The following is a 26000-nucleotide window of genomic DNA, read 5'->3' on the forward strand; positions in this document are numbered from 1 at the left end:
AGAATTTTACTGTCAGTGAAATTCTATTGCCAAATCAGTACACCTTTTATCTGCGGCTTCATGTTGAGTAGACAGAACCGCTATACTGGTTTGCGTTTGCAGCAGGTCCCCTTCAGTTTGCTAACGTAATAAGTTGAACTTGTGCAGACAAGGCTCGCACGGGCTTTAACTTGCTCTGTCTGTGAACCAGTGAAGCTTCTAACAATAGGTCGATTGATACATGCATTTTGGGAGATGGTGTGCGATGAGTAAGCTGTTGTTCCGTCTGGCGGCATGGCGTGCTCGCCGTCGCGCGAAGCCTAATGCTGATATGGTAAGGAACGAACAGCCGGACGGAGGGATTGGGGCTGAAGCGCCGATTCGGACAGCATCCGAAGATCGCCTTAGAAGGTCCGGATTCGCGGCTCGTATAGCCGACGTTCTTTCGGAGCTTAGTTTGCGCGAAGGCCGAGTGTTCGCTATTCGTGGGGGATGGGGCTTCGGCAAATCATCACTGAAAAACCTTATCACCGAACGGCTCGATGCCAAGAGCAGTGGAGCGGACTGGCTCGACTTTAACCCATGGCAATGGGGAGACGGCGATGCAATCGCCCGCGCGCTATTTGGCCAAATAGCAGATCGATTGGGAGGCGAGCATTCGAAGGCTGCACTCGATCGTGCCGAAGCACTGCGACGCTACGGAGCGATCCTTACCGGGGTCAGTAAGCCTCTTAAAGAGGCTGGGAGTTCAGGCCTTCTAATCTCGACGGTGCTAACAAATGCTTCGGTTATAGCGATCGCGTCGGCTATTGGATATGACCTTCCGACAGTTGCAAAGGTTGCGGCTGTTCTTGCCTTTCTCTCGGTCGGAGTACCTCTTCTCGGACGAGTACTATCGTATCTCGGGCGTGACCATAGCGGCGAGTCTCTCGACAAGGTACGCAGAGCACTTGAGGCTCGTCTTCGCGAACTTGACCGGCCGCTGGTTGTCTTCGTCGACGACATTGACCGGCTCGAGCCTGAGCAGATTAGGATGCTGCTTCGGCAGGTAAAGGCGAATGCTAATCTACCGAATATTGTTTTTGTGCTCCTGTTCCAGCCCAGTATCGTAGAGCGAGCGCTAGATCCGGTTGCCGACAACGACGGTCGAGCCTTCCTTGAAAAGATCGTGCAGGCTAACTTTGATTTACCAGCCGTACCGACATCTTTCGTGCATCGTATGTTCGAGGAAGAACTCTCTGAAATAGCGGGCCCATACGCGACTGAGGCCAACGGGTTCTCTCAGAGACGCTGGGGTAACGCTTGCATTGGCTGCATCCAGCCCCTGCTTCGCAACATGCGTGATGCACGTCGTCTCATCTCGTCTATTGCTGTACACATGCCACTGCATGTGGTCGGCAACGTATTCGAGGTGAACATTGTAGATTTCTTGCTTCTGGAAACACTCCGGGTCTTCGAACCAGACCTCCACGATGCACTGTTCCGTGAGAGAGGATTGGTTCTCCAGGAAGGGCGCTTCTTCCGTGATGGCCGTCGGGAGGTGGACCAAACAGCAGCTAAGGAACTTCTTGAGATCGTCTCAGAAGAGCGCCGTAATATCATTCGTGATGCGCTTAAAGACTTATTTCCTCCCCTTGAATGGGCATATGGGGGGACGAACTATGCAGACGGTTTCCATCGCCGGTGGTTGATGGAGAAAAGAGTATGTACTTCGCGCTACTTCCCACGTTACTTTGAACTTCAAACGTCGGTTGGAGAAATGTCTGAGCGCCGTTTCGTTGATTTTCTCGATGCAACAGCGACAGAGGACGAGCTCCTTGCTGCAATCGCAGCCGTCGAAGCTGACGGGCTGCTGAATTCGCTCGTTGCGAGGCTCGACGAATCCGTCGATCGATTACCGTCCGAGAACGCAGCTGTTCTACTCCCTGGAATGTTCAGAATCGCTGAAAAATTAGCAGGCACGAACATTGGCACTTTCAATTCTTCATATATGGCAGCGTGGCGAGCGACAAATTGGTACCTGAAGGGGATTCCTGAAGATGTTCGAGGCAGTTTGGCTCTTGAAGCACTCCGTAAAACTGAAGCACTATCCGTTGCTTCAATCCTGATCCATCTTAGCGATCCCAACGATCGGGATGAGGGCGAGAGTAGAGCCTTCGAGCCAGCGTTAGATCTCAACACCGTTGGGGCAATGAAAGCTGAATGGTTGCGGTTAATAAGGAGCCGCGCAGCAGACGGCGATGCGCTGATTGCTGAACCGGATCTCATATCACTGCTCTATCGCTGGAAAAACTATACAGATTCAATGGACGAACCTCGAGAGTGGGTGAGGAAAGCCATTCAAACCAACCAAGGCTTTGCAACTATGGTCACACGCCTGATGAGCCGAGGTACGACCCATACTTACGGTGATCGCGTCTCCACTCAGCACAACAGTTTCAATAAAGAGACAATTGACGACTTTATTGGCATTGATGTGGCGAAGGCTAAGTGTGATGCGATTAATCCCGCCCAGTTCCCTGAGCATGAAGAGGCTCTGAGAACTCTGCTTAGATATCTCGAAAAGTGGCTCGGATTGAGGACAAACGACATTTCCGATTTCTAGTAGGAAGTTGCTGCTGACATCAAAATTTCAATTTGAGTATTAAACGCAACTGAGAATTAAGCCTAAACATGGGCTGGCAAAAGTATAGCGGTATTAGGCGCGCTATTTAGCTGAGTATCAGAGAGTCGAAGTAATTCGTCTTTTTCTATGTCAAAGATTGCCACGCCTCACCTTAGTGAAAATTTATGTCATGGTTCAAAAACTATGGGCAATTATTAGTTCGTTCATCGCTCTTAAGAGCAAGTAAGTGTTGTCTTAGTTTTTTCGCTATGCTGGGCCCAGCCAATAAATGAACCTAGCTCAATGTTTGTATAAAAGGGGCTTTATCGAACTCGATTATTTCGCCCCTTTGAAAGGGTAACTCCGAGCATAGCTATATCATGGCATACTCAGTATAAAGGCATACTACACCCCTAGAATTTATCCCGAACTGAGTGTGCACGGCACCCTAAAAAAACATAAAATTCGCCATTAAAACAGACCTTTTGTCATGGATGTTAAAGCCCGTGTACGGTGTCCTCCTCATCATGCCGACGGCTTAAATTTGGGCATGTAAGAAAACCTGGCCACGGTGCTTTTCCTCCAAACAAATTCTCCATTCGTTTATTGCTAGGCTTCTGGAAACGGGAATTCAGCTTCGACAAAACAATAGGCCAGTATTGCAGAAAAATATCACTGCTATCAGTATGTTCATGCCCGATTGTCAAAAATCTTTCGTCGACGACTTGCAAAAATATAACTGAATTACACCAGAAAGATTCTGCGGTGGACGCCTGCTGCATCAATTTGAACCAGTGAAGCGTCCATAAATGACGCTGATAGGAGTCACTGGCGCTTTTGAAGGATTTTTGGAGAAGACCCGAACACGTATTTGCCTTAAGCGTGTTGTCCGAAAGTTCATTCTGACCTAAATACCCCGCCATCATGATGCCCCTGGCTTTGAGCACAGGCCAGGATGATTTACAACACTTCCGAGTGTATTGCAGTAATTTTTCACTCTGCTGACAGAACAGGGCTGCCCAAACTTCATGGGCAAGCCGATTGTTATTTTCCGCTAGAGCTAATCGACGCCAGCGCAATGCCTCAATCTCAGGGCTGTCGAACGAAGACCAGACCGCAACAGCACAAAGATCAAGTTCGGCCTCGGTAAACACAACGCGACAGAAAGGAACAACGTGCTCAAGGCGTTCAAAAAGACGAACTGACACTTCTGGATGCTGAGCCGAGATGGCCTGTGCAAGTGTTAGTCCTATATGTCTGACCTGGTGGAGAACATCCACATTTTTGTTTTCAAGGAATAGGTTTGCCCATGCAAGTGAACGCTCAGGTTCAGCCCTCACCAGAGCTGCAATGTCGTCAGGATAATAATGGTTAGTCAGATCAGATAGATTTAATTTGGTAAGTATGTCTTTGATGTCATGATAATTATGTTGAATACGTTGCTGTTGCTTTTCGAAGTTATCCATCTCCTGAAGTGCCATTAGTGATCTCATGTCCTCACCATCCTCTCGCTTAGGAACGGCAACCTCACTAAGATGGTGAAATGTATAAGCCCTATCATCTGTCGACCTCAGAAACAGTTTAAGCTGCAGGGTCCCCACATCAACTGTCTGCTGAAAGGCATTATTCAAGAGTACGTCAAAATACTGCGCAGCATCTCTAGCAATTTCTCCGTTATAAATGCCTGCCAATTGAGCAATATGGAAATAGGTTAAGTGCGTTTTCCCTTCTTCCCAACTGATGATGTTTTGATTAATTGCCTTGAGCAGCAAGGCTGAGAAGTGCCACTGCTCGTACTGATGTGATGATGTGATTGATTCAGACATCACGATCTCGGCACCGCAACGTAACGCAATCGGGTCATTCACGTTTATCAGCATCTTCAGCGTAAGATGTCGGACGCTTTGCGATGCACTACTGAGCAGTTGCGGAAGGGCATTTACTAGGCTCGCAGGTAACGGGCCAGTCTTAGGATGAAACAGTAACGATGTTAGTTGCTCATCCGTATCGCCATTAGCTAACGCCGCAAGTACGTTCTTTTCAGTATCCTGCCAGTCCAGTGTTTTTAAGCTGTCACTGAGCGACATAATAAGTTTATCTCCATAGCGGAGTGTCCTTAAAACGGAGATTTGTTCATTAGCACTCAATTGATGAAAAGCCAGAATCAATTGGAACTGCTGCATCAGTTCCGATTCCTCGTCTAGAGATGACCATGCTGACCGGTCGTCTCTGGTGCTGCTGGTCACTCGTCTAACGAGTTTTCTTGCGATATCAGGAGTTATTAATGCCCTATGCGGTAAGAGGGCAAAAATACCCTGTCGTAGTGGGAGGCCGCTTCGGCACAGAATATCTTCAACAAGTTTGAGGTGATTATCGATAGCTATCTGAGGTTGGTAACGGGCAAGAGAGGTGGTTGCCCCCGTAAAGAATGTTTCTTGATAACCGATGCCGAAGGAATTGAAGAGCTTGCTTACATCCAATTTACTGTGTTTATCTGCCGTTTGGCTGACATTGCTGGATTCTGGATTAGCCGGGTTACAGGGGTCAGCTTCACACCATGATTCATTGATATGCCAACCTTTGATGTCCGAACTATTGTCACGTAACTGATGTGCAAGCATCTCGGCGAGTTGCGCATCGTCAGAATTACCTGTCGCCATCAAAAGATTAATAGCTGTCCATTTACCTGTACATGAACTTTTGTTATGTACAAAAAACGTCCATTGTTCCCGCAAGTGGGAACGGACGTTTTGCCAGTCAATTGAGTTAAACGCGATCAAGTCGCGGAATGTCTGCCAGGGAGCGCCATAATCCTGATTTATATTAGAAGCAAAATTCCATTTAACTAACGCATTAATATGCGGCATTAAAGCCTTTCCTGCAAAAAGCTTCATTGCTAGTGAATGCAGTGCCGATAAACTATCTGTGTCTTTTAAGACTAATGTTCTGAATATTTCTTTTTCTTCAGCTGACAATAGGACAATTTTATGCTCACGTTCTTTTTGTCGTTTTTCACTTTCAGCCTGTATGTCAGCATCACGCTGAACGACCCCCACTGACCATCGAGGGATTAGAGTTGGACTCCATACAAGCCAGTTATTAGCTGCTGTCAGAATTTTTTCCGCAGATGAGGTGTGTCGGGAGGCGTGCAGGAGCGCATCTTCAATCCAGTAATGCTGTGGGAGATTGATATCACGTAGTGCAAGATGTTCACAGGCATTGATGAATATTTCAGGCCGACGTCGCGCTAGAGCCATAAATGCAGGGGTAAGTAGCGCGTCGGGATTTTGCAGCCCGGCAAAACTAACTAGTATGGCAACGCCGCTTGCAACAGGATACTGCCTTTCCAGGCTGGCAATGGTGAGGGCTGCAAAGAGAGTATCCGACGTCTTATCAAGCGCGATGATGGGCTCGACGACGGAGGCCATTACCTCATCAAGATCTTTATGATTTCTGGCTGCTTTATTGACAATATCAAGGATAGCCATCCCAAGAGCTAGGCTAAGCCCTTCAGGATGAATACGATAGCGCGTTGTGTCTTCAGGCAAGGGGGTAAAAAAACGCCCGTCAATAACCGCCTGCAACCCTCCCTCAAAAACACTGTTAAGTTCAGCATTGAAAATATCAATATCTTCATTGTCTTTGATTTCGATCCGCTCAAGCACTTCCTGTCCGAACGAGCGCAGCTTATTACTGAATAGCTCTGCAGAGAGTTCATAGCTTTCTCGTTGGCTGACTTTAATGTGCTCAAACAACATCAACGATACACTTAGCTCTGCTAAATCATGCAATTGTTCTGCACTAAATAGTTCTAATGCAATTCCAAGCATGCGTGGATTAAGCAGGCTGGTTGCTACGCTCTCACTAAGTTTTCTTCCTGCAATGCTGATATGGCGTAAAGCGAGTATTGAGTCTCGTTCTTCTGCCGACCATTCCGGGACTGGCCTTTTTATAATGGGTGTTGCCAGTCTGGATTCAACATTTTGAGTAAAATAATGCTTTCTGGACGTCACGATCAGCTTGCCACCCAGACCCTGAAGAAATTCACTCAGCCTGTCGATGAAATGTGCCCAGCGGATCGCTGGACGTTGGTTTATACCGTCAAGTATGACAATAAATCCACATGCGGGGCGTTTTGTGCTATCGGACCAAGTCCTGAATTGTTCCTGCCAGAATTTGGTGTGAAGTGATAGATCTCCCTGACAACTATGACACAGGGCGTTAACGACGACAGCAGAGATATCATTACAAGGTTCCTCTATGTCTTCGGCCCTAATAAACGCTGTAAGTGGCTTTACAGAAACGGACAGCCAGTGTTGTGCTACCAGCCATGACTTACCATTACCCTCTGCTCCCGTTACGACGATTACTCCGCCCTCAGGTAAGGTTGATAGTTCGTCGGAAAATTGCTTCATGAGCGCAGTGCGTGTAAGTACGAACCCTGAGGCACCCGGACATAGCACTTGCCCAAGTCTTGTTTTTGAGCGGATTTTATTTGACAGTGTCTCCTTCAACCATTGTTCATTAACAGAGCAAAGTTGCTGAACCGAGAACATTTGTTCTGGAAAAAGCCGTTGCTTTAATTCTTCGAAACGTTCATGCATTGTTTGAGATTGCATTCTCATCAAGTTGCCCAACTCCGGATCTTTAAGTCCGCTGAGCGTGCCTTCCGTAATGGCCGTGACAGCTTGATATATAATATCTTTTGCTCTGTTTTCAGTTTCCCCTGTTTTAGCTACGTAGCTTTCAATTAATACCTGCTCACTCTCAAAGGGATTTATGTTTCCAGTTAATTTTTGTACTGCAAGGTTTTTGAGGTGTTCCTGAACCTCAGCGACATTAAGCCACTCCTTAACGTGAGGCATTGCAAATGTTTCCGTGGCTACAATCTTACTCTCCAGTAGTAAAACCCAACGCTTCCAGTTCGGCTGTAATGCTGAAGGTTCTACGCCAAGATGTACCAGTGTTACTTCCATGACACTGTAGAGTGAATGTTTTTCTTGTTCTGGGTGCATCAGAGCCTTCCGCTCTGCTAACGGACGTTGTATTCGGGTCCAGATGCCTTTGCAAATTGACAAAAAGGGGCGAATTAAAATGGAATACTTCACGTCCTTATGCTCCAAAGATAAATAAAGGTCACTGTATAGATGGCGATACTAGCTTCTAAAGTACACCTAATCTGTCGGGGAAATGCGCACTTCATGAGGTTCAAGTTGTCGTGTCATCTCATCGTTTATGTGCTGAATATTTTTTCTATCGTTGGTTGATACAAAATCACATATGCCATTGAACAAAAAATGAAATAGAAAAGGTATCATATCACTATGCTGAGTTCATTTTTCAATCACAACTGCCCTTTAGGGCCATGCTCACTTGTCACATATTAGACGGAAATATGGATTTTTATCCAGAGGAGCCCAAATGCTTGGGCTACCTTGGTTCACATAAGTCACCCAACCAACCGCATTCCCCTTGTCCCACCTTCAATCATACTTCCATTATCTGCAACTTTCACAAAGTCAGCCCACCACTGCATCATCGGGCGTCGTTGCTCAATATAGTCGCTGCGGTTGTAAGCGCGACGTACTTCATTTTTGTCTACATGAGCCAGTGCTGCTTCAATGACATCAGGCGGGAATCCTTCCTCATTGAGTGCCGTACTAGCGATAGAGCGTAAACCGTGTGATACGAGTACGCCTCCTAATCCAGCACGCTTAAGTGCGGCATTAACTGTTTGGCTGTTCATTGGCTGGGTTGGTTTGATGCGACTGGGAAAGATAAACTCTCGGCCACCACTGAGTGACTTCATCATTTCCAGAATAGAAAGAGCCTCATCGGAAAGTGGAACCGTATGGTCCCGGTTCATCTTCATTCGAGCTGCAGGAATTTTCCATTCGCTAGCATTGAAATCGATCTCATCCCATCGAGCCTCAGCAGCTTCGGCAGGGCGGGTGATGGTGAGAAGTTGCCACATGAACAGGCATCTTGTGGACATGCTGATACTTGCCGTACGCATGGTCTGCATTAGCTGCGGAAGTTGATCCGGCCGGATGCTTGGCATGTTTTTCTTTTGCGGTTTCTCAAAAGCTTTTCCGATGTTTACACTAGGAACAGCATCAATCAGGCCTGTGTTCTGCGCATAAATCATGACTTCGTTAATACGCTGACAAAGGCGGCGAACAGTCTCTAATGCACCTCTGGCCTGAACCGGCTGTACTGCTTTAACCAGAGTATGAGCCTTAATCTCAGTGACACTGATATCACCGATTGCCGGGAAAACATCTCTCTCAAGCGAGCGCCAGATATCGTCGGCATAGTCCTCTGTTATGCTGGCTTTCTTTACATTCCACCAACGCTCGGCAACTACCAAGAAGGTGTTTGTTTTGGCCTCTTGAGAATTCCTCACCTGTTCTTTCTGATGTTCCTGAGGATCAATATCTTTTGCCAATAAAACTCGAGATTCGGCTCTGAGTTTACGTGCATCAGAAAGTGAGACGGCAGGGTAGGCACCGAAGCTCTGCTTGGTTCGCTGCTTTGTCAGAGGTCGATAATAACGGAACTGCCAGAGCTTACTACCACTGGACTTGATTAACAGAGTAAGCCCGTCACCATCATACAGCTGGTAATCGGCATCTTTAGGTTTGGCGGCTTTGATTTCCGTATCGGTTAACGGCTTGGTTTTTCTTGCCATGGGGAGTCTCCATGCGTTTAGGCCCAACGAAAACAATAGAGCTTTTCGTTGGGCCTATCAATGGGCCTAAAAGGTTCGGATTTAATTAGTTCTCTTCAGACTTCGCAGGACAAATTGAAGGCACAAAAAAGCCCGCAGGGCTTGCGCCGTGCGGGCTCTTAGGACTTCATCGGATGACTCTGGTAATCACCGATGGAGAATTTTGGTGGAGCTGGCGGGAGTTGAACCCGAGTCCGAAATTTCTACATCCAGGGTAGCTGGGCAACTAATTTAGGACTGAAACAAAAAAATTAGCCGCCAACTCATCGCCGCTTCCGTTTCAACGTCATCATAATCACTTGATCAATAATAAATTTTATTACAGGCAACAAAAAACCCGATAACCTTGAACCTAAAACGGCGGGGCTATCGGGCTCCTCAATATGGGGACATCAAAGAAAAGCAGTGGCATAAGGTATGACTGTGACCTGATGCAAAAGTTTCGCATACGGAGAAAAAATTTTAGTTTTTTTCTCAGGCCACATCGATTCCCACAGGCCGCGCTACCCTCCAATCCCCGGCCAGATTATGACGATTAACGTACCGGCCAGCGTTAATAAGACGTTAGCGATCGCATAGGTTCCGGCGTACCCCAGTGCAGGGATGTTGCTGCGGGCGGTATCGCTGATGATTTCCATCGCCGGTGCGCAGGTGCGGGCGCCCATGATGGCGCCGAACAGCAGGGCGCGGTTCATGCGTAAAATGTAAGCGCCGAATAAAAAGCAGATGATGACCGGCAGCAGGCTGACGATTAACCCGGCGATCAACATCTGCCCGCCGACCTGGCCCAATCCGTTGTTAATCCCCGCGCCCGCACTGAGGCCGACGCCGGCCATGAACACCATCAGCCCGAACTCTTTCACCATAATCAGCGCGCCCTGCGGGATGTAACCGAATGTCGGGTGGTTGGCCCGCAGGAAGCCCAGCATAATGCCGGAAAACAGCAGCCCGGCGGCGTTACCGATGCCGAAGGAGAAGCTGCCGAATTTAAACGTAATCAGGCCGATCATCAGCCCGATAATAAAGAAGGCGCAAAACGCCAGCAGGTCGGTCACCTGGCTGTGGATGGAGATAAAGCCGATCTTATCCGCCACGCTTTTTACCCGGCGCGCGTCGCCGCTGACCTGTAAGACATCGCCTTTATTGAGCACCACGTTGTCGTCGATGGGCATCTCTATTTGGCTGCGGATAACGCGGTTAAGGAAACAGCCGTGGTCGGTCAGCTTGAGCTGGCTCAGGCGTTTGCCGACCGCATTGTTATTTTTAACCACGATCTCTTCCGTGACGATGCGCATGTCCAGCAGGTCGCGATCGAACACCTCTTTTCCGTTACGGAAACTGGGGTCCAGGCGTGCATGCGCGTCCGGATACCCCACCAGGGAAATTTCGTCGCCGACCTGCAACACCGCATCGCCGTCGGGGCTGGCCAGAATGCCGTTGCGGCGGATGCGTTCGATGTAGCAACCCGTCTGGCGGTAAATGCCCAGCTCGCGCAGGTTTTTGCCGTCGGCCCAGGCGACCAGTTCCGGCCCGACGCGATAGGCGCGGATTACCGGCAGAAAGACTTTGCGCTGCGCATCGCTGTCGAGTCCGCGTTCGCGGGCGATTTGCTGGGCGGAGGTGGATAAGTCCTGATGCTGAAGTTTCGGCAGGTAGCGGGCGCCGAAAATCAGGCTGACCAGGCCGATAAGGTAGGTCAGCGCATAGCCGAGGCTGAGGTGATCCTGCGCCTGCCCCAGTGAGGGGTTGTCGGCCATACTTTGGCGCAACGTATCGCCGGCGCCCACCAGGACCGGCGTCGAGGTCATAGAACCGGCCAGCATGCCGGCGGTCAGGCCGATATCCCAGCGGAACAGTTTTCCCAGCCCCAGGGCGATCAGCATCGCGCTGCCGACCATCACGGTCGCCAGCGCCAGATAGTTTTTACCGTCACGGAAGAAGATTGAGAAGAAGTTCGGCCCGGCTTCCACCCCGACGCAAAAAATAAACAACATAAAGCCGAGGCTCAGGGCGTCGGTGTTCATGGTGAAGTGTTGTTGTCCCAACAGCAGGGAAACCACCAGCACCCCGATGGAATTTCCCAGCTGAACCGAACCCAACCGTAGCTTGCCCAGGCACAGCCCCAGCGCCAGAACCACGAACAGCAGCAGGATATCATTTCCTGTCAACAAACTTGCAACATCTATATTCACGGCGAATAACTTATCGTTTACCAGCTTACGCTTGATATGAATGACGGTTAAGGATAAATTCAACCATATAATGTAGGGTTTTTCATCCGAATAAGTTCGATAACATTTCATACCCGGTGTTTTGCCGACGCAAACGGAGAAGTGCGTCGCGAAGTCTGCAGGGTATTAGGATGAGTCCGGTCTTGTCACATGGTGATATTGGCCGTTCATTTTAGACGTTCGCCCGGTTTTCGGCCAGTAAAAGCCGTTCCGGCGCTGCTTGCGTCACAATAGCACTTTTTTTGCCAGGGAACGATTTGGCTTGTGGACAATAGCCCTTATATGGGAGTGGGTATATTGCGTAAAACACAGGCCCGTTAATGGAGTCGTTACCGTGGAGGTTTCTATGTCGGATTACCGGCGTTGGCTGGGTGCATTGGTGTGTTTTATTCTGGTTAGCGTGGTATTCATCGCCCTGAAGGGGGACGGAATGCCGAACGCGGAGTACAAGCTTCCTGCCAACAGTGGGGAAACGTCGCTGTTATTGTATATCGTGCCGGGCCTGGTTGCCTGCAGTCTGTCGCGCGGCCGGCGGGTGCTGAATCCTTTTCTTGGGGCAATGGCCGCCATGGCGGTGTGCATGACGCTGCGTTATCACGCTAACGCGTCGCTATGGCAGGAGGCGGCTTACGGTGTCAGTGCGGTTTGCTGGTGCGTATTCGGCGCGTTTATTTACCTTTTTGCTTTGGCCTGCATGCGCAGGCGTTCCCTGTTCTGATTCCCGAATCAAAATAAATACTAATTACATACAGCTAACCGTACAAACAACGTTTGGTACAAACAAAGAGAGCGCCATTTGGCGCTCTCGTCATTTCATCTGCCGCAACTTACTGTTGGTACAGGCTCAGGTTTTCTTTCGCGTAGGCTTCGAAGTCGGTGCAGCCGCCGATGTGCTGCTGATCGATAAAGATCTGCGGTACGGTTTCAACCGGCTTACCCACGGTTTTTTCCAGATCGGCCTTGGAGATGCCTTCTTCGTGGATATCAACGTAACGGAAGTTGAAATCATCACGTTCTGCGGTCAGTTTTTCAGCCAACTCTTTCGCACGGACACAATAAGGGCAGCCCGGACGCCCGAAAATAACTGCAAACATGGAATAACTCCTTGATTATTTAGTAGTATCTCTATGCCTTATATTACTTTTGGCGCAATACGTACTTTCACTGCGATTACTATGCCTGTAGTCGCAGTTAAAAAAAAGCAGGAATTACCTGTTGGTTTGATTAATATTACCTATTTAGTTTACCGGGCCGTTGCGGAAGGGCGCATGTGGCCGAAAAGGAGGTGCATGATGCGGGCATTGGGAGATATGCCGAAATCCGTGCTGGCGCTGGAAGCGTTGGGCATGCTGTTGCTGATCGCGGCATACCTGAGCATCAACGGTTACGTTGCCCTGCCGGGCTGGCTGGCGACGCCGGCCGCCGCCGTCATTATGGTTTTTGGCGGCGTTGCGCTGATGGTGCCGGCTGCCGTGGTGCTGATACTGCGCGCTACGCGCGGCGGCATTCAACTGCTGGGCGCCACGCCGTCATCCCGGGCGAAAGAGACGCAGACACAACATGAGGACTCCAAACATGACGCCGACCATTGATCTACTGCGCGCGCACCGTTCAATCCGTGCCTTTACCCAAGAGGCGATCGCCGCCGATCAGCGGGAGGCTATTCTCGCCGCCGCCAGGGCGACGTCCAGCTCCAGCTTCCTGCAATGCAGCTCGATTATCCGTATTACCGACAGCGCCATGCGGGAACAATTGGTGGAACTGACCGGCGGCCAGCAGCACGTGGCGGATGCGGCGGAATTCTGGGTTTTCTGCGCCGATTTCCATCGTCATTATGAAATTTTCCCTGAAGCGCAGCTGGAGCTGGCGGAGCAGCTGTTGCTCGGCAGCGTGGACACGGCGCTGATGGCGCAAAACGCCCTGACGGCCGCGGAGTCGCTCGGGCTGGGCGGCGTTTTTATCGGCGGTATCCGCAACAATATAGAAGAAGTAACGCAACTGCTGGCGCTGCCGCGCTACGTACTGCCGCTGATCGGGCTGTGCCTGGGGCATCCCGCCTCGCTGCCGGGTCAGAAGCCGCGCCTGCCGGAGGCGCTGGTGGTGCACGAAAATCGCTACCAGCCGCTGGACCGGGAACTGCTGGCGCAGTACGACGCCCATATCGCGGATTATTATCTGCACCGCGACAGCAATACGCGCGCCGATACCTGGAGCGATCAGATTAAGCGTACACTGGCCAAAGAACGGCGCCCGTTTATGCTGGACTACCTGCACAAGCAGGGATGGGCGACACGTTAAGCCGGAGGCTGTGTGAATTTCGTCATTTTATCGCGCGACAGCGCGTTGTATTCCTGCCGGCGTCTGAAAGAGGCGGCGGAGGCGCGCGGTCACCGGATTGAAATCCTCGATCCGCTTTCCTGCTATATGAACATCAGTTGCGCCGCGCCGGCCATTCACGCCAAGGGTCATCAGCTGGCGCGCTTCGACGCCGTTATTCCGCGCATCGGTTCGGCAATCACTTTTTACGGCACGGCGGTACTGCGGCAGTTCGAAATGCTGGGCTGCTATGCGCTCAATGATTCCGCCGCCATCGCCCGTGCGCGTGACAAGCTGCATTCGCTGCAACTGCTGGCCCGGCAGGGGATCGACCTGCCGATCACCGGCTTCGCCCATCGTCCGGACGACACCGGGGATTTGATCGAAATGGTCGGCGGCGCGCCGCTGGTGGTTAAGCTGGTCGAAGGCACCCAGGGGATAGGCGTGGTGCTGGCGGAAACCCGTCAGGCGGCAGAGAGCGTGATCGATGCGTTTCGCGGGCTGAATGCGCACATTTTGGTGCAGGAATACATCCGCGAGGCGCAAGGGGCCGATATTCGTTGCCTGGTCATCGGCAACCGGGTGGTGGCGGCCATTGAGCGTAAGGCAAAGCCGGGAGAGTTCCGCTCCAATCTGCATCGCGGCGGCAGCGCGCGCAAGGTGGAAATCAGCGCCAGGGAGCGTGAAACCGCCATTCTGGCGGCGTCGACGCTCGGATTATGCGTCGCCGGCGTGGACATCCTGCGCTCAGCGCGCGGCCCGCTGGTTATGGAGGTGAATGCCTCTCCGGGGCTGGAGGGCGTTGAAACCACCACCGGCAAAGATATCGCCGGCATGATGATTGAATTCATCGAACAGCGATTGCGCGGGGGCTGAGTTCGTTCAGTCCGGCGAAAATTGATTGCTTGCAGGCCGGTAGTGATAGCCGGCCTGTGCTAATCTTTCTTCCAGGACTTCCCGCGCCAGATCGTAGCGGGCCAGCAGGTCGTCAAGCGAAGCGCATTCGTCGCGCAGTTTCATATTGACGATGCTCATCAGCATAACAGGGTCCATAGTTTTATAATGGGTTAGCGACATCCCGGCCTCCTGTGGAAAGGGGATTTGACTTCGAAGGAAGAATTAATTACTTCAGGGCATAGCTAAATGAAATATTATTCCGTAAGCTATGCGCCTTTGTTTGTGTTCGTTGCTTGTTCGGCTCATTGCCCGTTCAACAGATTGTCTTCCGTTTTTCCTGTTTTGTCATCGTAAGGTAGGCCACTTATGGATTCGCTGATCGTCCCGGATCTGGAACTTATGCGGCGCTGGCTGGATCAGTTGGGCACCACCTTTTTTGAGTGCGACTCCTGCCAGGCGCTCCATTTACCGCATATGCAGAATTTTGACGGTATTTTCGATGCGAAAGTCGACATTGTTGATAACGTGATCCTGTTTTCCGCGATGGCGGAAGTGCGTCCGACCGCGCTGATCCCCCTGGTAAGCGAACTGAGCCAAATCAACGCCAGCACCCTGGCCGTGAAAGCGTTCCTTGATATTCAGGATGATAACTTACCCAAACTGATTGCCTGCCAGTCGATCAACATCACCGCCGGCATCAGCTTTGGGCAGTTCGCCGCCTTTATGCAGCAGGGTGAAGAGCAGCTCTCGATGGTGATTCTGGAGGCAAGGGCTAACGATATGTTGTTCCTCGGCGAAGAAGAGGAAGAGCGCAAACCTCCCCAGATTGTCGTGCCTTTGTTGCACTGAATATCTCTTGCGGCGTCCGTTTCGGGCGCCGTTTTGTTATAGGCCGCATTGCGCCATCTTTCATGTTAATCTGCTGTTAATTTTGTTTTTTACCTTATATTCCCCTTATCTTGCCGCGCGATTGGCGCATGTTGTAAACCATATTGCATAAAAAATCGATAATTGGTGTTTTTTCTCTCAGCTTATAGCCCTGTCCTTCATCTGGGAGTATTCTTCTGTTGCAGCGTACAGCCTAGATTTTCCACGGGAATTATCCGGACTTCGTGGTTCCGGTATGAATAAATAATGGTGAATATTTATTCATTATATGTGCTGTCGTATGTCAAAAATCGCTGGGACAATGCCATTGGGTATTCGTCCCATTATTTTGATTTTTCACTGATTCCCGGAGGAATTATCGGATGTTCACCCCACGTGCTAAGTGGTTTTCAGGTGCTTTGACCGGCGTTATGCTGGCGGCAAGCGCGACGGCGATGGCGGAAGAAAAGACGCTGCATGTCTATAACTGGTCCGATTATATCGCGCCGGATACGCTGGCGAACTTTACTAAAGAAACCGGTATTAAGGTCGTGTATGACGTGTTTGACTCCAACGAAGTGTTGGAAGGCAAACTGATGGCGGGCAGCACGGGCTTTGACCTGGTCGTGCCGTCGGCCAGTTTCCTGGAGCGCCAGATCGGCGCCGGCGTCTTTAAGCCGCTGGATAAAAGCCAACTGAGCAACTACAAAAACCTGGATCCTGAGCTGCTGAAGCTGGTCGCCCGTCACGATCCGGACAACAAATACGCGATTCCTTATATGTGGGCCACCACCGGCATCGGCTACAACCCGGATAAAGTGAAAGCGGCGCTGGGCGCCGACGCGCCGGTAGACAGCTGGGATCTGGTGCTCAAGCCGGAGAATCTGGAAAAGCTGAAGAGCTGCGGCGTGGCGATGCTGGATGCGCCAGCGGAGATTTACGCCACCGTGCTGAACTATCAGGGTAAAGACCCCAACAGCACTGACGCTGCGGACTACACCGGCGCGGCGACCGAGCTGCTGACGAAGCTGCGGCCGAACGTGCGTTATTTCCACTCTTCACAGTACATCAATGACCTGGCAAACGGGGATATCTGCGTCGCCATCGGCTGGGCCGGTGACGTCATGCAGGCCGCCAACCGCGCCAAAGAAGCGAAAAACGGCGTAAAAGTTGCCTACAGCATCCCGAAAGAGGGCGCGCTGGCGTTCTTCGACGTGTTCGCCATGCCGGCGGACGCCAAAAACAGCGCCGAAGCCTACCAGTTCCTGAACTACCTGATGCGTCCGGACGTGATTGCCAACGTCAGCAACCACGTTTACTACGCGAATGCCAACAAGGAGGCGACCCCGCTGGTGAACGCCGACGTGCGCGACAACCCCGGCATTTATCCGCCGGCCGACGTGCGCGCCAAAATGTTTACCCTGAAGGTTCAGTCTCCCAAGATCGATCGCGTGATTACGCGCTCATGGACCAAGGTTAAGTCAGGCAAATAACCTGAATACGGAGGCGTCCGGCGCCTCTTCTCAGACGGCCGCAGGCGAAGGGAAACCTTTGCCTGTTCTGCCATTTGGGCTGCTGAAACGGCAGTCAATACATTGATGTGAAAGGAACGTCACATCAGGTACCTGAGGATTTTGCTGAGTGAACGAGACTATTTCCCGTCAGTCCCCCGACGTCGCGAAAATGAAAAAAGTGCAGAAGGCGTTCAGCCCGCTGCTGGAGATCCGCAACCTGAACAAGACGTTTGACGGCCAGTTGGCGGTGGATGACGTCAGCCTGACGATTTATAAAGGCGAAATATTTGCGCTGCTGGGCGCTTCCGGCTGTGGCAAGTCAACGTTGCTGCGCATGCTGGCCGGGTTTGAAACGCCGACCAGCGGCCAAATCCTGCTGGACGGGCAGGATCTGGCGCACGTGCCGCCGTATCAGCGCCCGATTAACATGATGTTCCAGTCTTATGCGCTGTTCCCCCATATGACGGTGGAACAGAACATCGCCTTCGGCCTGAAGCAGGACCGGCTGGCAAGCGCGGAGATTAAACAGCGGGTGGCAGAAATGCTGGCCCTGGTGCATATGCAGGAGTACGCCAAACGCAAACCGCACCAGCTTTCCGGCGGGCAGCGTCAGCGCGTGGCGTTGGCGCGCAGCCTGGCGAAACGCCCCAAGTTGCTGCTGCTGGACGAACCGATGGGCGCGCTGGACAAAAAGCTGCGTGAGCGGATGCAACTGGAAGTTGCCGATATTCTGGAGCGCGTAGGCGTAACCTGCGTCATGGTGACGCACGATCAGGAAGAAGCGATGACCATGGCCGGGCGTATTGCCATCATGAACCGTGGCCGGTTCGTGCAGATCGGCGAGCCGGAAGAGATTTATGAGCACCCCAACAGCCGTTTCAGCGCGGAGTTTATCGGCTCGGTCAACGTGTTCGAAGGGCTGTTGCAGGAGCGGCGCGACGATGCGCTGCTGATTCAAAGTCCGGGCCTGGTATCGCCGCTGCGCGTCGATCTGGATGCCGCCGTGGTGGAGGGCGTGCCGGTTCAGGTCGCTCTGCGCCCAGAGAAGATCATGCTGTGCGAACAACCGCCGGAAGATGGCTGTAACTACGCGGTGGGCGAGGTGGTGCATATCGCTTATCTGGGGGATTTGTCGATCTATCACGTCAAGCTGCACAGCGGCCAGATGATCAGCGCACAGTTGCAGAACGGCCACCGTTTCCGCAAAGGGATGCCGACCTGGGGCGATGAAATTCAGCTGTGCTGGGAAACCGACAGCTGTGTGGTTCTGACGGTGTAACGGAGGGCCGGCGATGTCTTCTCTTTTTTCCGGACGCAGCGAGCATCCCCCGTCCCGCCGGGAAAGCGGCGTGGTTGTCTGGCTGAAGCGTCAGCGCGGGGCGCACGGGCGCAAGCTGGTGATCGCGCTGCCGTATCTGTGGCTGCTGTGCCTGTTTATGCTGCCGTTCCTGACGGTGTTCAAAATCAGTCTGGCGGAGATGGCGCGGGCGATCCCGCCGTTTACCGACCTGATCGTCTGGGCGGATGACAAGCTGGATATCTCGCTGAATCTGGCGAACTACTTTCAGCTGTTTGACGATCCGCTGTATATCGATGCTTACCTGCAATCCTTACAGGTTGCGGCGGTGTCGACCTTTTTCTGCCTGCTGATCGGCTATCCGCTGGCCTGGGCGGTGGCGCACAGCGCGCCCTCTACGCGCAATATCCTGTTGCTGCTGGTGATCCTGCCGTCGTGGACGTCATTTCTGATCCGGGTTTATGCCTGGATGGGCATTCTGAAAGAAAACGGCGTGCTGAATAACGTGCTGCTGTGGCTTGGGGTGATCGATCAACCCCTGGTGATTCTGCACACCAATCTGGCGGTATACATTGGCGTGGTCTATTCCTACCTGCCGTTTATGGTGCTGCCGATTTATACCGCGCTGATCCGTATGGACTACACCCTGGTGGAAGCGGCGCTCGATCTTGGCGCGCGACCGCTGAAGACGTTCTTCCGCGTGATTGTGCCGCTGACCAAAGGGGGGATCATCGCCGGCTCGATGCTGGTGTTTATTCCCGCAGTGGGAGAATACGTGATCCCGGAACTGTTGGGCGGGCCGGACAGCATCATGATCGGCCGCGTGCTGTGGCAGGAGTTCTTCAATAACCGCGACTGGCCGGTGGCGTCTGCGGTAGCGACCATTATGTTGCTGCTGTTGATCGTGCCGATCATCTGGTTCCATAAACATCAGAACAAAGAGCTGGGAGGCCGCTGATGAACAGTTTACCGGTTGTACGCTCTCCCTGGCGTTGGGTGATTCTGGTAGTGGGGTTCTTCTTTCTCTATGCGCCGATGGTGTTGCTGGTCATTTACTCTTTCAACAGCTCCAAGCTGGTGACGGTGTGGGCAGGCTGGTCAACCAAATGGTATACCGTGCTGTTTCAGGATACGGCGATGATCAGCGCTGTCAGTATGAGCCTGGGGATTGCGGCGATGTCGGCCACCATGGCGACGATTCTCGGCACACTGGCCGCGGTGGTGATGGTGCGTTTCGGTAAATTCCGTGGTTCAAACGGGTTTGCTTTTATGCTGACCGCGCCGTTGGTCATGCCGGACGTGATCACCGGCCTTTCCTTGCTGCTGCTGTTTGTGGCGATGGGGCACCTGATCGGCTGGCCGGCGGAGCGGGGCATGCTGACCATCTGGATGGCGCATGTGACGTTTTGCACCGCCTATGTGGCGGTGGTGATCAGCGCCCGGCTGCGCGAGCTGGATCGGTCGCTGGAAGAAGCGGCGATGGACCTGGGCGCGACGCCGCTGAAGGTGTTTTTCGTTATTACCGTGCCGATGATTGCGCCGGCGCTGGTTTCCGGCTGGCTGCTGGCCTTTACCCTGTCGCTGGACGACCTGGTGATCGCCAGCTTCGTGGCGGGGCCGGGGTCGACTACGCTGCCGATGCTGGTGTTTGCCAGCGTGCGCATGGGCGTTAATCCGGAAATTAACGCGCTGGCATCGTTGATTCTGCTGGTGGTTGGCCTTATCGGGCTGGTGGCATGGTGGTTTATGTCGCGGGCAGAAAAGCAGCGAATGCGCGAGATGCGTAAAGCAGCGGGTAGCTGAGATCCCTCAAAGCTGGTAGTCTTATGCGCTCAAGGCGTCACGTTGGCATGTGACGCCGTTGCGTATGGGAAATATGTCAGAAAGAATGGAACCCCGGTCGACTAAGCTTAGAAACGGAATTTCTCCGCCTGTCTCCATCCTGATCGCCGGCACGGCGATCATCGGTATTCGGGCGCTGGGTTTTCTGTTGTTATTACATGAGTTGGGAATAGAAGGGATCTGGCTTTTCGTGCTGGAAAGTATCCGGGGATGGGATGCCACGTTGTTGTGCCTGGGCAGCATGATTGTGCTGCTGGTTGAGCTGGGCTGCGGGTTTGCCGTTATGCGCGGGCGTGACGCCGGGCGCTGGTGGTACTTGTGGTGTCAGGTCGTGGTATTCCTGGTTTGCCTGGCGGCCGCGCTGGCGGACTGGCATCCGGAGTTCTTCGGCGTGGAAGGCGAGACGGCGGTGGAGATTATCCGCGCGGTCATCCTGCAAAAGCTGCCTGAAATGATTATTCTGGCCTTACTGTTCCTGCCACACTCCAGCCGCAATTATTTGCGCTGATATTCCACTGCGGGCGCCTGTGTTAAAATCGGCGCCCTTTGCTTCGTTATTTCAAGAGACCGAACCATGCAATGCGCCTTGTATCAGGCCGGTGTCTGCCGTTCCTGTCAGTGGCTGGAAAAAGCCTATCCTCAGCAAATCGCCGACAAGCAGCGCGAACTGGAACAGTTGTTGTCCGGCTTCGCCGTGGAAAGCTGGCTTCCGGCGCAGGAGAGCGGGCAGGCGCAGTTCCGCAACAAGGCGAAAATGGTGGTCAGCGGCAGCGTAGAGCGTCCGGTGCTGGGCATTCTGAACCGCGATGGCAGCACGGCGGATCTCTGTGATTGCCCGCTGTACCCTTCCTCATTCCGCCCGGTGTTCGACGTGCTGAAAACCTTCATCGCCAGGGCGGGGCTAACGCCGTACAACGTGGCGCGCCGGCGCGGCGAACTGAAATACCTGTTGCTGACGGAGAGCCGGGCCAACGGCCAGATGATGCTGCGTTTTGTACTGCGCTCGGAAACCAAGCTGACGCAGCTGCGTGACGCGCTGCCCTGGCTGTGTGAACGGCTGCCGCAGCTGGCGGTGATTTCCGCCAATATTCAGCCGGTACATATGGCGATCCTGGAAGGCGAACGGGAAATTGCGCTGACGGAGCAGCAAACGCTGGAGGAAACCTTCAATCAGGTGCCCCTGTTTATTCGCCCGCGCAGCTTTTTCCAGACGAATCCCGGCGTGGCGTCGGCGCTGTATGCCGCCGCGCGTGACTGGTGCCGGGAATTGCCGCTGAAAAGCATGTGGGATTTGTTCTGCGGCGTGGGCGGCTTCGGTTTGCACTGCGCCACGCCGGAGATGTCGCTGACCGGCATTGAAATCAGCGCCGAGGCCATCGCCTGCGCGCAGGAATCGGCGCAGCGTATCGGGCTGCGCCACGTTCGCTTTGAAGCGCTCGATTCCGCCCGTTTCGCGGCGTCGGAGGCGGGCGCGCCCGATCTGGTGCTGGTTAATCCGCCGCGGCGCGGCATCGGCAGCGCGTTGTGCGCGGACCTGCGGGAAATGGCACCGCCTTATATCCTCTACTCCAGCTGCAATGCGCACTCCATGGCGCAGGATATTGCGTTACTGGCGGACTACCGCGTCGCACGCGTGCAGCTTTTCGACATGTTCCCGCACACCGCACACTATGAAGTACTGACGTTGCTGGTGCGTCAGGGCCTGTAGGCAATTTTTTCCAGCGCCAGCAGGGCGCGTTTGATCGGCAATCCGCCGGAATAGCCGGTCAGCGACATGTCGCGCCCCAGTACGCGATGGCACGGGATCAGGATGGAAATCGGGTTACGTCCGACCGCGCCGCCGACCGCGCGTACCGCCTTTGGCTTGCCCATCTGCTGGGCAATAATGGAGTAGTGGCTGATTTCGCCATAAGGAATCGTCAGCAACCGTTGCCAGACGGCCTGCTGAAACGGCGTACCGTGCGGCGCCAGCGGTAAATCGTCGAACGCAACGCGCCGGCCGGCAAAGTAATCATCCAGCCGCGCGGCAATCAGACGGTTGATGCTGAAATCCGCGTCCTCTTTCCAGCCCTGCGGGCAGATTTTCTCTTCGATTTCATTCGGCAGCCATAGCTGGCGCAGGCCGCCCTCATCGGAAACCAGGCGCAACGGTCCGATGGGGGAGATATAAATGGTGTGGTACATGCATTTCTCCTTTGCTGTATGGGGCGCAGGGTAACGGAATTTTTCTCCCCGCGGTATTCCCCTGAAGGAGAAGAGGGTTAAAAAGCATCAGGCCGGATATACCGGCCTGATGCTGATGCAGGAGAAAGGGGAATCAGCTTTCCGGGAACCATTTGTCGTTGATGGCTTTGTAGGTGCCGTTAGCCTTGATCTCATCAAGCGCGGTGTTCAGCTTTTCCACCAGGGCTTTGTCTTCCGGGCGGACGGCGATGCCGAGGCCGATGCCGAAATATTGCGGATCGGTGATGTGTTCGCCGACGGAAGCCAGATCCGGGTTGGTTTTCAGCCACTCATTCACCACCGCCGTGTCGCCGAAAACGCCGTCGATACGGCCGTTCTTCAGGTCGAGAATAGCGGTTTGGTAGCTGTCATAAGAAACGGTTTTGATATCCGGCTGTTTGTCCTGCAAATACTTTTGGTGCGTGGTGCCGTTTTCCATGCCGACGCGCAGCCCCTTCATGTCCGCAAAGCTCTGGTACTTACCTTTGTGAGCGATGATGATTGCAGAGTTGGCGTAATACGGTTTGGTAAAGGTAACCTGCTTCTGGCGCTCAGGCGTGATGTCCATACCGGAAATCACGGCGTCGTAGCGTTTGAATTTCAGCGCCGGGATCAGGCTGTCGAAGGCCTGGTTAGTAAAGGTGCAGGTAGCTTTCATCTGGGCGCATAATGCTTTCGCCAGGTCCATGTCATAACCCACGATTTGGTTATTGGCGTCCAGCGACTCAAAAGGCGGATAGGTCGCCGATGAGGCAAAACGGATGGTGTCTGCCGCGCTGGCAGTAAAGGTCATCCCGGCGAGTAATGCGCATGCCAAAAGCTTTTTCATCGTTCACTCCTGTCTTGAATCCAAAAGTAAAACCGCCTTGTTATTGTTGCTCCGCCGCTGAAGCAAGCGGGCCGGAAGTTGTACGCCAGCGGTTATGTTCACGCACTTACCTTGCCATTAAGTGAATTTTTATGCAATAGATATGAGTAATTATTTGTTGGTTGAGATTCCGGCGCGTAACCGCATTGCTTATTTCGCCGGGGAAGGCATAATTGCGGAAAAGAAAATATCGAAACGCTGTTTCACTCCTTTTCAGAGGTCTTTATGTCGGTCAATAATGCGGCAGAGGTATTCACCGGGAAGAAATTTGTCTTTCTGGGAGCGACCCTTTGCTGTTTGCTGTGGGGAAGCGCTTATCCGGCGATTAAAAGCGGATATGAAATTTTTCAGATAGCCGGGGATGATATTCCTTCCAAGATCATCTTTGCCGGATACCGTTTCATGCTGGCCGGGCTATTTTTGCTGGTGTTTGCCGCGTTGACGGGCAAGCCGCTGTTTAACTTTCAGTGCCGGCAATACGGACAAATGGCGTTGCTCGGCCTGTTGCAGACGACGCTGCAGTATACGTTTTTCTACATCGGGCTGGCGTATACCACGGGGGTGAAAGGGTCGATCATGAACGCCACCGGCGTATTTTTCAGCGTGCTGCTGGCGCATTTTGTTTATCAGAATGACAGAACGAATGCGAATAAGCTTATTGGCTGCCTGATTGGGTTTATCGGCGTGATGGTGGTGAACCTGAATGAAGACATGATGAACTTCACCTTTGTCTGGCAGGGCGATGGCTTTGTGATTCTCGCTGCGTTTGTGCTGTCGGCGACCACGTTATACGGGAAGCATCTTTCCCAGTCTATCGATCCGGGCGTGATGACCGGCTATCAGCTGTTTTTCGGCGGCGTACTTCTGACCCTGAGCGGGATACTGACCGGCGGCAGCCTGTCGTTCCACGGCGGCGCTTCGGTGGCGATTCTGGGCTATCTGGCTGTGCTGTCATCCGTTGCTTTCGCGCTCTGGAGCCTGTTGCTGAAATATAACCGGGTGAGCATGGTGGCGCCGTTCAACTTCCTGATCCCGGTTTCCGGCGTGGTGTTGTCCGCGGTCTTCCTTAATGAAAACATATTTGAATGGAAGAATGTGGTTGCGCTGGTGCTGGTATGTATCGGTATCGGCTGGGTCAACAAAACCCGCGGTGTGCGGGTGATAAACACCCGTCAGGCGTAACGCACGGAGATAAAAAAGCCCCGGTCGAATCTCGGCCGGGGCTTTTTTTTACGCAGAATTAATTGCGGCGTTCAAAGGCCAGCGCGCGGCGCTCAACAACCCGCATCAGCAGCGTCAGCAGCCCGTTGACGCACAGATAAACCACGCCGGCGGCGCCGAATACCATGACGTCATAGGTGCGGCCGTACATCTGCTGGCTGTAGCCCATCACTTCCATCAGCGTAATGGTGTACGCCAGTGAGGTACTTTTGAAGATCAGCACCACTTCGTTGGAATAGGATGATAAGGCCCGCTTGAATGCATAGGGCAGCAGGATACGCAGTGTCTGGCTGCGTGACATGCCCAATGCTTCGCACGACTGCCACTGCCCGGCGGGAATGGCCCGCATCGCGCCGTGAAACAGTTGGGTGGTATAGGCCGCACTGTTCAGCGCCAGGGCGATCATGGCGCACAGCCAGGGCTGCGACAGCAGGCTCCACAGCCAGGGGATCTGTTTGATCGTTTCAAACTGGCCGGGGCCGTAGTAAATCAGGAAGATCTGCACCAGCAGCGGCGTGCCGGTGAACAGGGTGATATAGACCTTGACCAGCGGCGTCAGCACCGGGGTTTTCAGCGTCAGAACCACGGTAAACAGCAGCGCCAGCACCAGCGCCACCAGCAGGGAAACTACGGTAAGGCTCAGGCTGGTGTGCAATCCCTGAAGGATGTCCGGAATATACGAAAACATCAGGACGGCCTCCGTTCAAAGCGGGTGGTGCGCAGCTCGATGCGTTTGAGTACGTACTGGCTGAACAGGGTGATAAGCAGGTAAATTGCGGCGGCAATGACGTACCAGGTAAAGGGCTCCTGCGTCCGCGTGGCGATGCTTTTGGTTTGCAGCATCAGATCGTTAACGCTGATTAACGACACCAGCGCGGTGTCCTTCAGCAATACCAGCCACTGGTTGCCCAGCCCCGGCAGCGCGTGACGCCACATCTGCGGCATCACCAGGCGGAAGAAGATCTGGCTTTTGCTCAGGCCCAACGCCTGCCCGGACTCGCGTTGCCCTTCCGGCACCGCCTTCAGCGCGCCGCGCAGCGTTTGCGACGCGTAGGCGGCATACAGCAGCGCCAGCGCGATAACCCCGCACAGGAAAGGACTGACTTCGAAGCTTTCGATATTCAGCTGTACCGGAATGCGGACAACCAGCAGGTTCAGCTCAAAGCCGTCCGACAATAGCAGCAACAGCTGGGATGAGCCGAAGTAGATAAACAGCACCACCAGAATTTCCGGCAAACCGCGAAACAGCGTCACGATCACGGTAGCCAGCCAGGCCATCGGCTTCCAGCGGGCGGACTCCCAGACGGCAAAAAGCATTGCCAGAATCAGCCCGAGCACCAGCGCGCAAATCGCCAGTGCGAGGGTCATGCCAGCGGCGCTGGCCAGGGGTTGGAATTCATTCATTGCGTT

The 26000-nt window shown here is 53.2% G+C and carries 22 protein-coding genes; 13 read left to right on the forward strand and 9 right to left on the reverse strand.

The features are described from left to right. Positions 1 to 244: 244 nt before the first annotated feature. On the forward strand, positions 245 to 2584 hold the full coding sequence (locus tag C8D90_RS15455) for a KAP family P-loop NTPase fold protein (RefSeq protein WP_115459363.1): 2340 nt from the start codon (positions 245 to 247) through the stop codon (positions 2582 to 2584). Between the two features lie 497 nt (positions 2585 to 3081). Here the strand turns inward: C8D90_RS15455 and C8D90_RS15460 are convergent, their stop codons facing one another. From C8D90_RS15460 to C8D90_RS15470, 3 genes are all read right to left on the reverse strand, one after another. Beyond that, positions 3082 to 7599, reverse strand: a complete 4518-nt coding sequence (locus tag C8D90_RS15460; protein WP_115459364.1) for a hypothetical protein — start codon at positions 7597 to 7599, stop codon at positions 3082 to 3084. A gap of 434 nt (positions 7600 to 8033) precedes the next feature. Then, positions 8034 to 9275 carry an integrase gene (locus C8D90_RS15465; RefSeq protein ID WP_115459365.1) on the reverse strand — a complete coding sequence of 414 codons (1242 nt, stop codon included), beginning with the start codon at positions 9273 to 9275 and terminating at the stop codon, positions 8034 to 8036. 542 nt (positions 9276 to 9817) lie between these two features. Then, on the reverse strand, positions 9818 to 11506 hold the full coding sequence (locus tag C8D90_RS15470; RefSeq protein ID WP_115459495.1) for an aspartate:alanine antiporter: 1689 nt from the start codon (positions 11504 to 11506) through the stop codon (positions 9818 to 9820). A 385-nt stretch (positions 11507 to 11891) separates the two neighbouring features. On the opposite strand from C8D90_RS15470, the gene ybjM reads away from it, so the two are divergent. Next, positions 11892 to 12263 (forward strand): inner membrane protein YbjM, encoded by a 372-nt coding sequence (ybjM, locus tag C8D90_RS15475; protein ID WP_115459366.1) that lies wholly within the window; start codon positions 11892 to 11894, stop codon positions 12261 to 12263. A 109-nt stretch (positions 12264 to 12372) separates the two neighbouring features. Here the strand turns inward: ybjM and C8D90_RS15480 are convergent, their stop codons facing one another. Then, positions 12373 to 12639: a GrxA family glutaredoxin gene (locus C8D90_RS15480; RefSeq protein ID WP_115459367.1), complete on the reverse strand. Its 267-nt coding sequence runs from the start codon at positions 12637 to 12639 to the stop codon at positions 12373 to 12375. 198 nt (positions 12640 to 12837) lie between these two features. Here C8D90_RS15480 and C8D90_RS15485 point away from each other — a divergent pair, with 198 nt between their 5' ends. The 3 genes from C8D90_RS15485 to rimK are packed head-to-tail and all read left to right on the forward strand — an operon-like array spanning position 12838 to position 14737. Then, the gene (locus C8D90_RS15485) at positions 12838 to 13137 is read left to right on the forward strand and encodes a YbjC family protein (protein ID WP_115459368.1); all 300 of its coding nucleotides are present in this window, start codon (positions 12838 to 12840) and stop codon (positions 13135 to 13137) included. Continuing rightward, the gene (nfsA, locus tag C8D90_RS15490) at positions 13121 to 13843 is read left to right on the forward strand and encodes an oxygen-insensitive NADPH nitroreductase (protein WP_115459369.1); all 723 of its coding nucleotides are present in this window, start codon (positions 13121 to 13123) and stop codon (positions 13841 to 13843) included. Before C8D90_RS15485 ends, nfsA begins: the two co-directional genes overlap by 17 nt. A 12-nt stretch (positions 13844 to 13855) precedes the next feature. After that, a complete protein-coding gene (rimK, locus tag C8D90_RS15495) occupies positions 13856 to 14737 on the forward strand; it encodes a 30S ribosomal protein S6--L-glutamate ligase (RefSeq protein WP_115459370.1) in 882 nt (293 codons plus the stop codon). 6 nt (positions 14738 to 14743) lie between these two features. Here the strand turns inward: rimK and C8D90_RS15500 are convergent, their stop codons facing one another. Then, positions 14744 to 14938 (reverse strand): DUF4250 domain-containing protein, encoded by a 195-nt coding sequence (locus tag C8D90_RS15500; protein ID WP_115459371.1) that lies wholly within the window; start codon positions 14936 to 14938, stop codon positions 14744 to 14746. 186 nt (positions 14939 to 15124) lie between these two features. Here C8D90_RS15500 and C8D90_RS15505 point away from each other — a divergent pair, with 186 nt between their 5' ends. The 7 genes from C8D90_RS15505 (at position 15125) to rlmC (ending at position 21986) form a co-directional block, all read left to right on the forward strand. Further along, complete coding sequence (locus C8D90_RS15505; protein ID WP_115459372.1) at positions 15125 to 15607, forward strand: YbjN domain-containing protein; 483 nt, start codon at positions 15125 to 15127, stop codon at positions 15605 to 15607. Positions 15608 to 16008: 401 nt separating this feature from the next. Then, positions 16009 to 17118, forward strand: coding sequence for a spermidine/putrescine ABC transporter substrate-binding protein PotF (gene potF / locus C8D90_RS15510; RefSeq protein ID WP_115459373.1), 1110 nt, complete (start codon positions 16009 to 16011; stop codon positions 17116 to 17118). 190 nt (positions 17119 to 17308) lie between these two features. Continuing rightward, positions 17309 to 18418, forward strand: coding sequence for a putrescine ABC transporter ATP-binding subunit PotG (potG, locus tag C8D90_RS15515; protein WP_115459496.1), 1110 nt, complete (start codon positions 17309 to 17311; stop codon positions 18416 to 18418). Between the two features lie 13 nt (positions 18419 to 18431). Continuing rightward, entirely contained in the window at positions 18432 to 19394 is a 963-nt protein-coding gene (gene potH, locus C8D90_RS15520; RefSeq protein WP_115459374.1) for a putrescine ABC transporter permease PotH, read from the forward strand. Continuing rightward, positions 19394 to 20239 (forward strand): putrescine ABC transporter permease PotI, encoded by an 846-nt coding sequence (gene potI / locus C8D90_RS15525; protein WP_115459375.1) that lies wholly within the window; start codon positions 19394 to 19396, stop codon positions 20237 to 20239. The genes potH and potI overlap by 1 nt, the downstream gene beginning before the upstream one ends. Positions 20240 to 20312: 73 nt before the next feature. Continuing rightward, positions 20313 to 20786, forward strand: a complete 474-nt coding sequence (locus C8D90_RS15530) for a YbjO family protein (protein ID WP_115459497.1) — start codon at positions 20313 to 20315, stop codon at positions 20784 to 20786. Positions 20787 to 20852: 66 nt separating this feature from the next. Then, a complete protein-coding gene (rlmC, locus tag C8D90_RS15535; protein WP_115459376.1) occupies positions 20853 to 21986 on the forward strand; it encodes a 23S rRNA (uracil(747)-C(5))-methyltransferase RlmC in 1134 nt (377 codons plus the stop codon). Here the strand turns inward: rlmC and C8D90_RS15540 are convergent. Both C8D90_RS15540 and artJ read right to left on the reverse strand, forming a co-directional pair. Continuing rightward, positions 21974 to 22462, reverse strand: coding sequence for a methylated-DNA--[protein]-cysteine S-methyltransferase (locus C8D90_RS15540; protein WP_115459377.1), 489 nt, complete (start codon positions 22460 to 22462; stop codon positions 21974 to 21976). The two genes, rlmC and C8D90_RS15540, sit on opposite strands and share 13 nt — an antisense overlap. A 133-nt stretch (positions 22463 to 22595) precedes the next feature. Next, positions 22596 to 23330 carry an arginine ABC transporter substrate-binding protein gene (gene artJ / locus C8D90_RS15545; RefSeq protein WP_115459378.1) on the reverse strand — a complete coding sequence of 245 codons (735 nt, stop codon included), beginning with the start codon at positions 23328 to 23330 and terminating at the stop codon, positions 22596 to 22598. 264 nt (positions 23331 to 23594) lie between these two features. Between artJ and C8D90_RS15550 the strand changes: the two genes are divergently transcribed. Further along, on the forward strand, positions 23595 to 24551 hold the full coding sequence (locus C8D90_RS15550; protein WP_115459379.1) for a DMT family transporter: 957 nt from the start codon (positions 23595 to 23597) through the stop codon (positions 24549 to 24551). Between the two features lie 58 nt (positions 24552 to 24609). On the opposite strand, the gene artM is transcribed toward C8D90_RS15550, so the two are convergent. Together artM and artQ are read right to left on the reverse strand one after the other, a co-directional pair. Further along, entirely contained in the window at positions 24610 to 25278 is a 669-nt protein-coding gene (gene artM / locus C8D90_RS15555) for an arginine ABC transporter permease ArtM (RefSeq protein WP_115459380.1), read from the reverse strand. Then, positions 25278 to 25994: an arginine ABC transporter permease ArtQ gene (artQ, locus tag C8D90_RS15560; protein WP_115459381.1), complete on the reverse strand. Its 717-nt coding sequence runs from the start codon at positions 25992 to 25994 to the stop codon at positions 25278 to 25280. Before artQ ends, artM begins: the two co-directional genes overlap by 1 nt. Positions 25995 to 26000 lie beyond the last annotated feature (6 nt).

The organism is Enterobacillus tribolii, assembly GCF_003363015.1.
Lineage (GTDB): Bacteria > Pseudomonadota > Gammaproteobacteria > Enterobacterales > Enterobacteriaceae > Enterobacillus > Enterobacillus tribolii.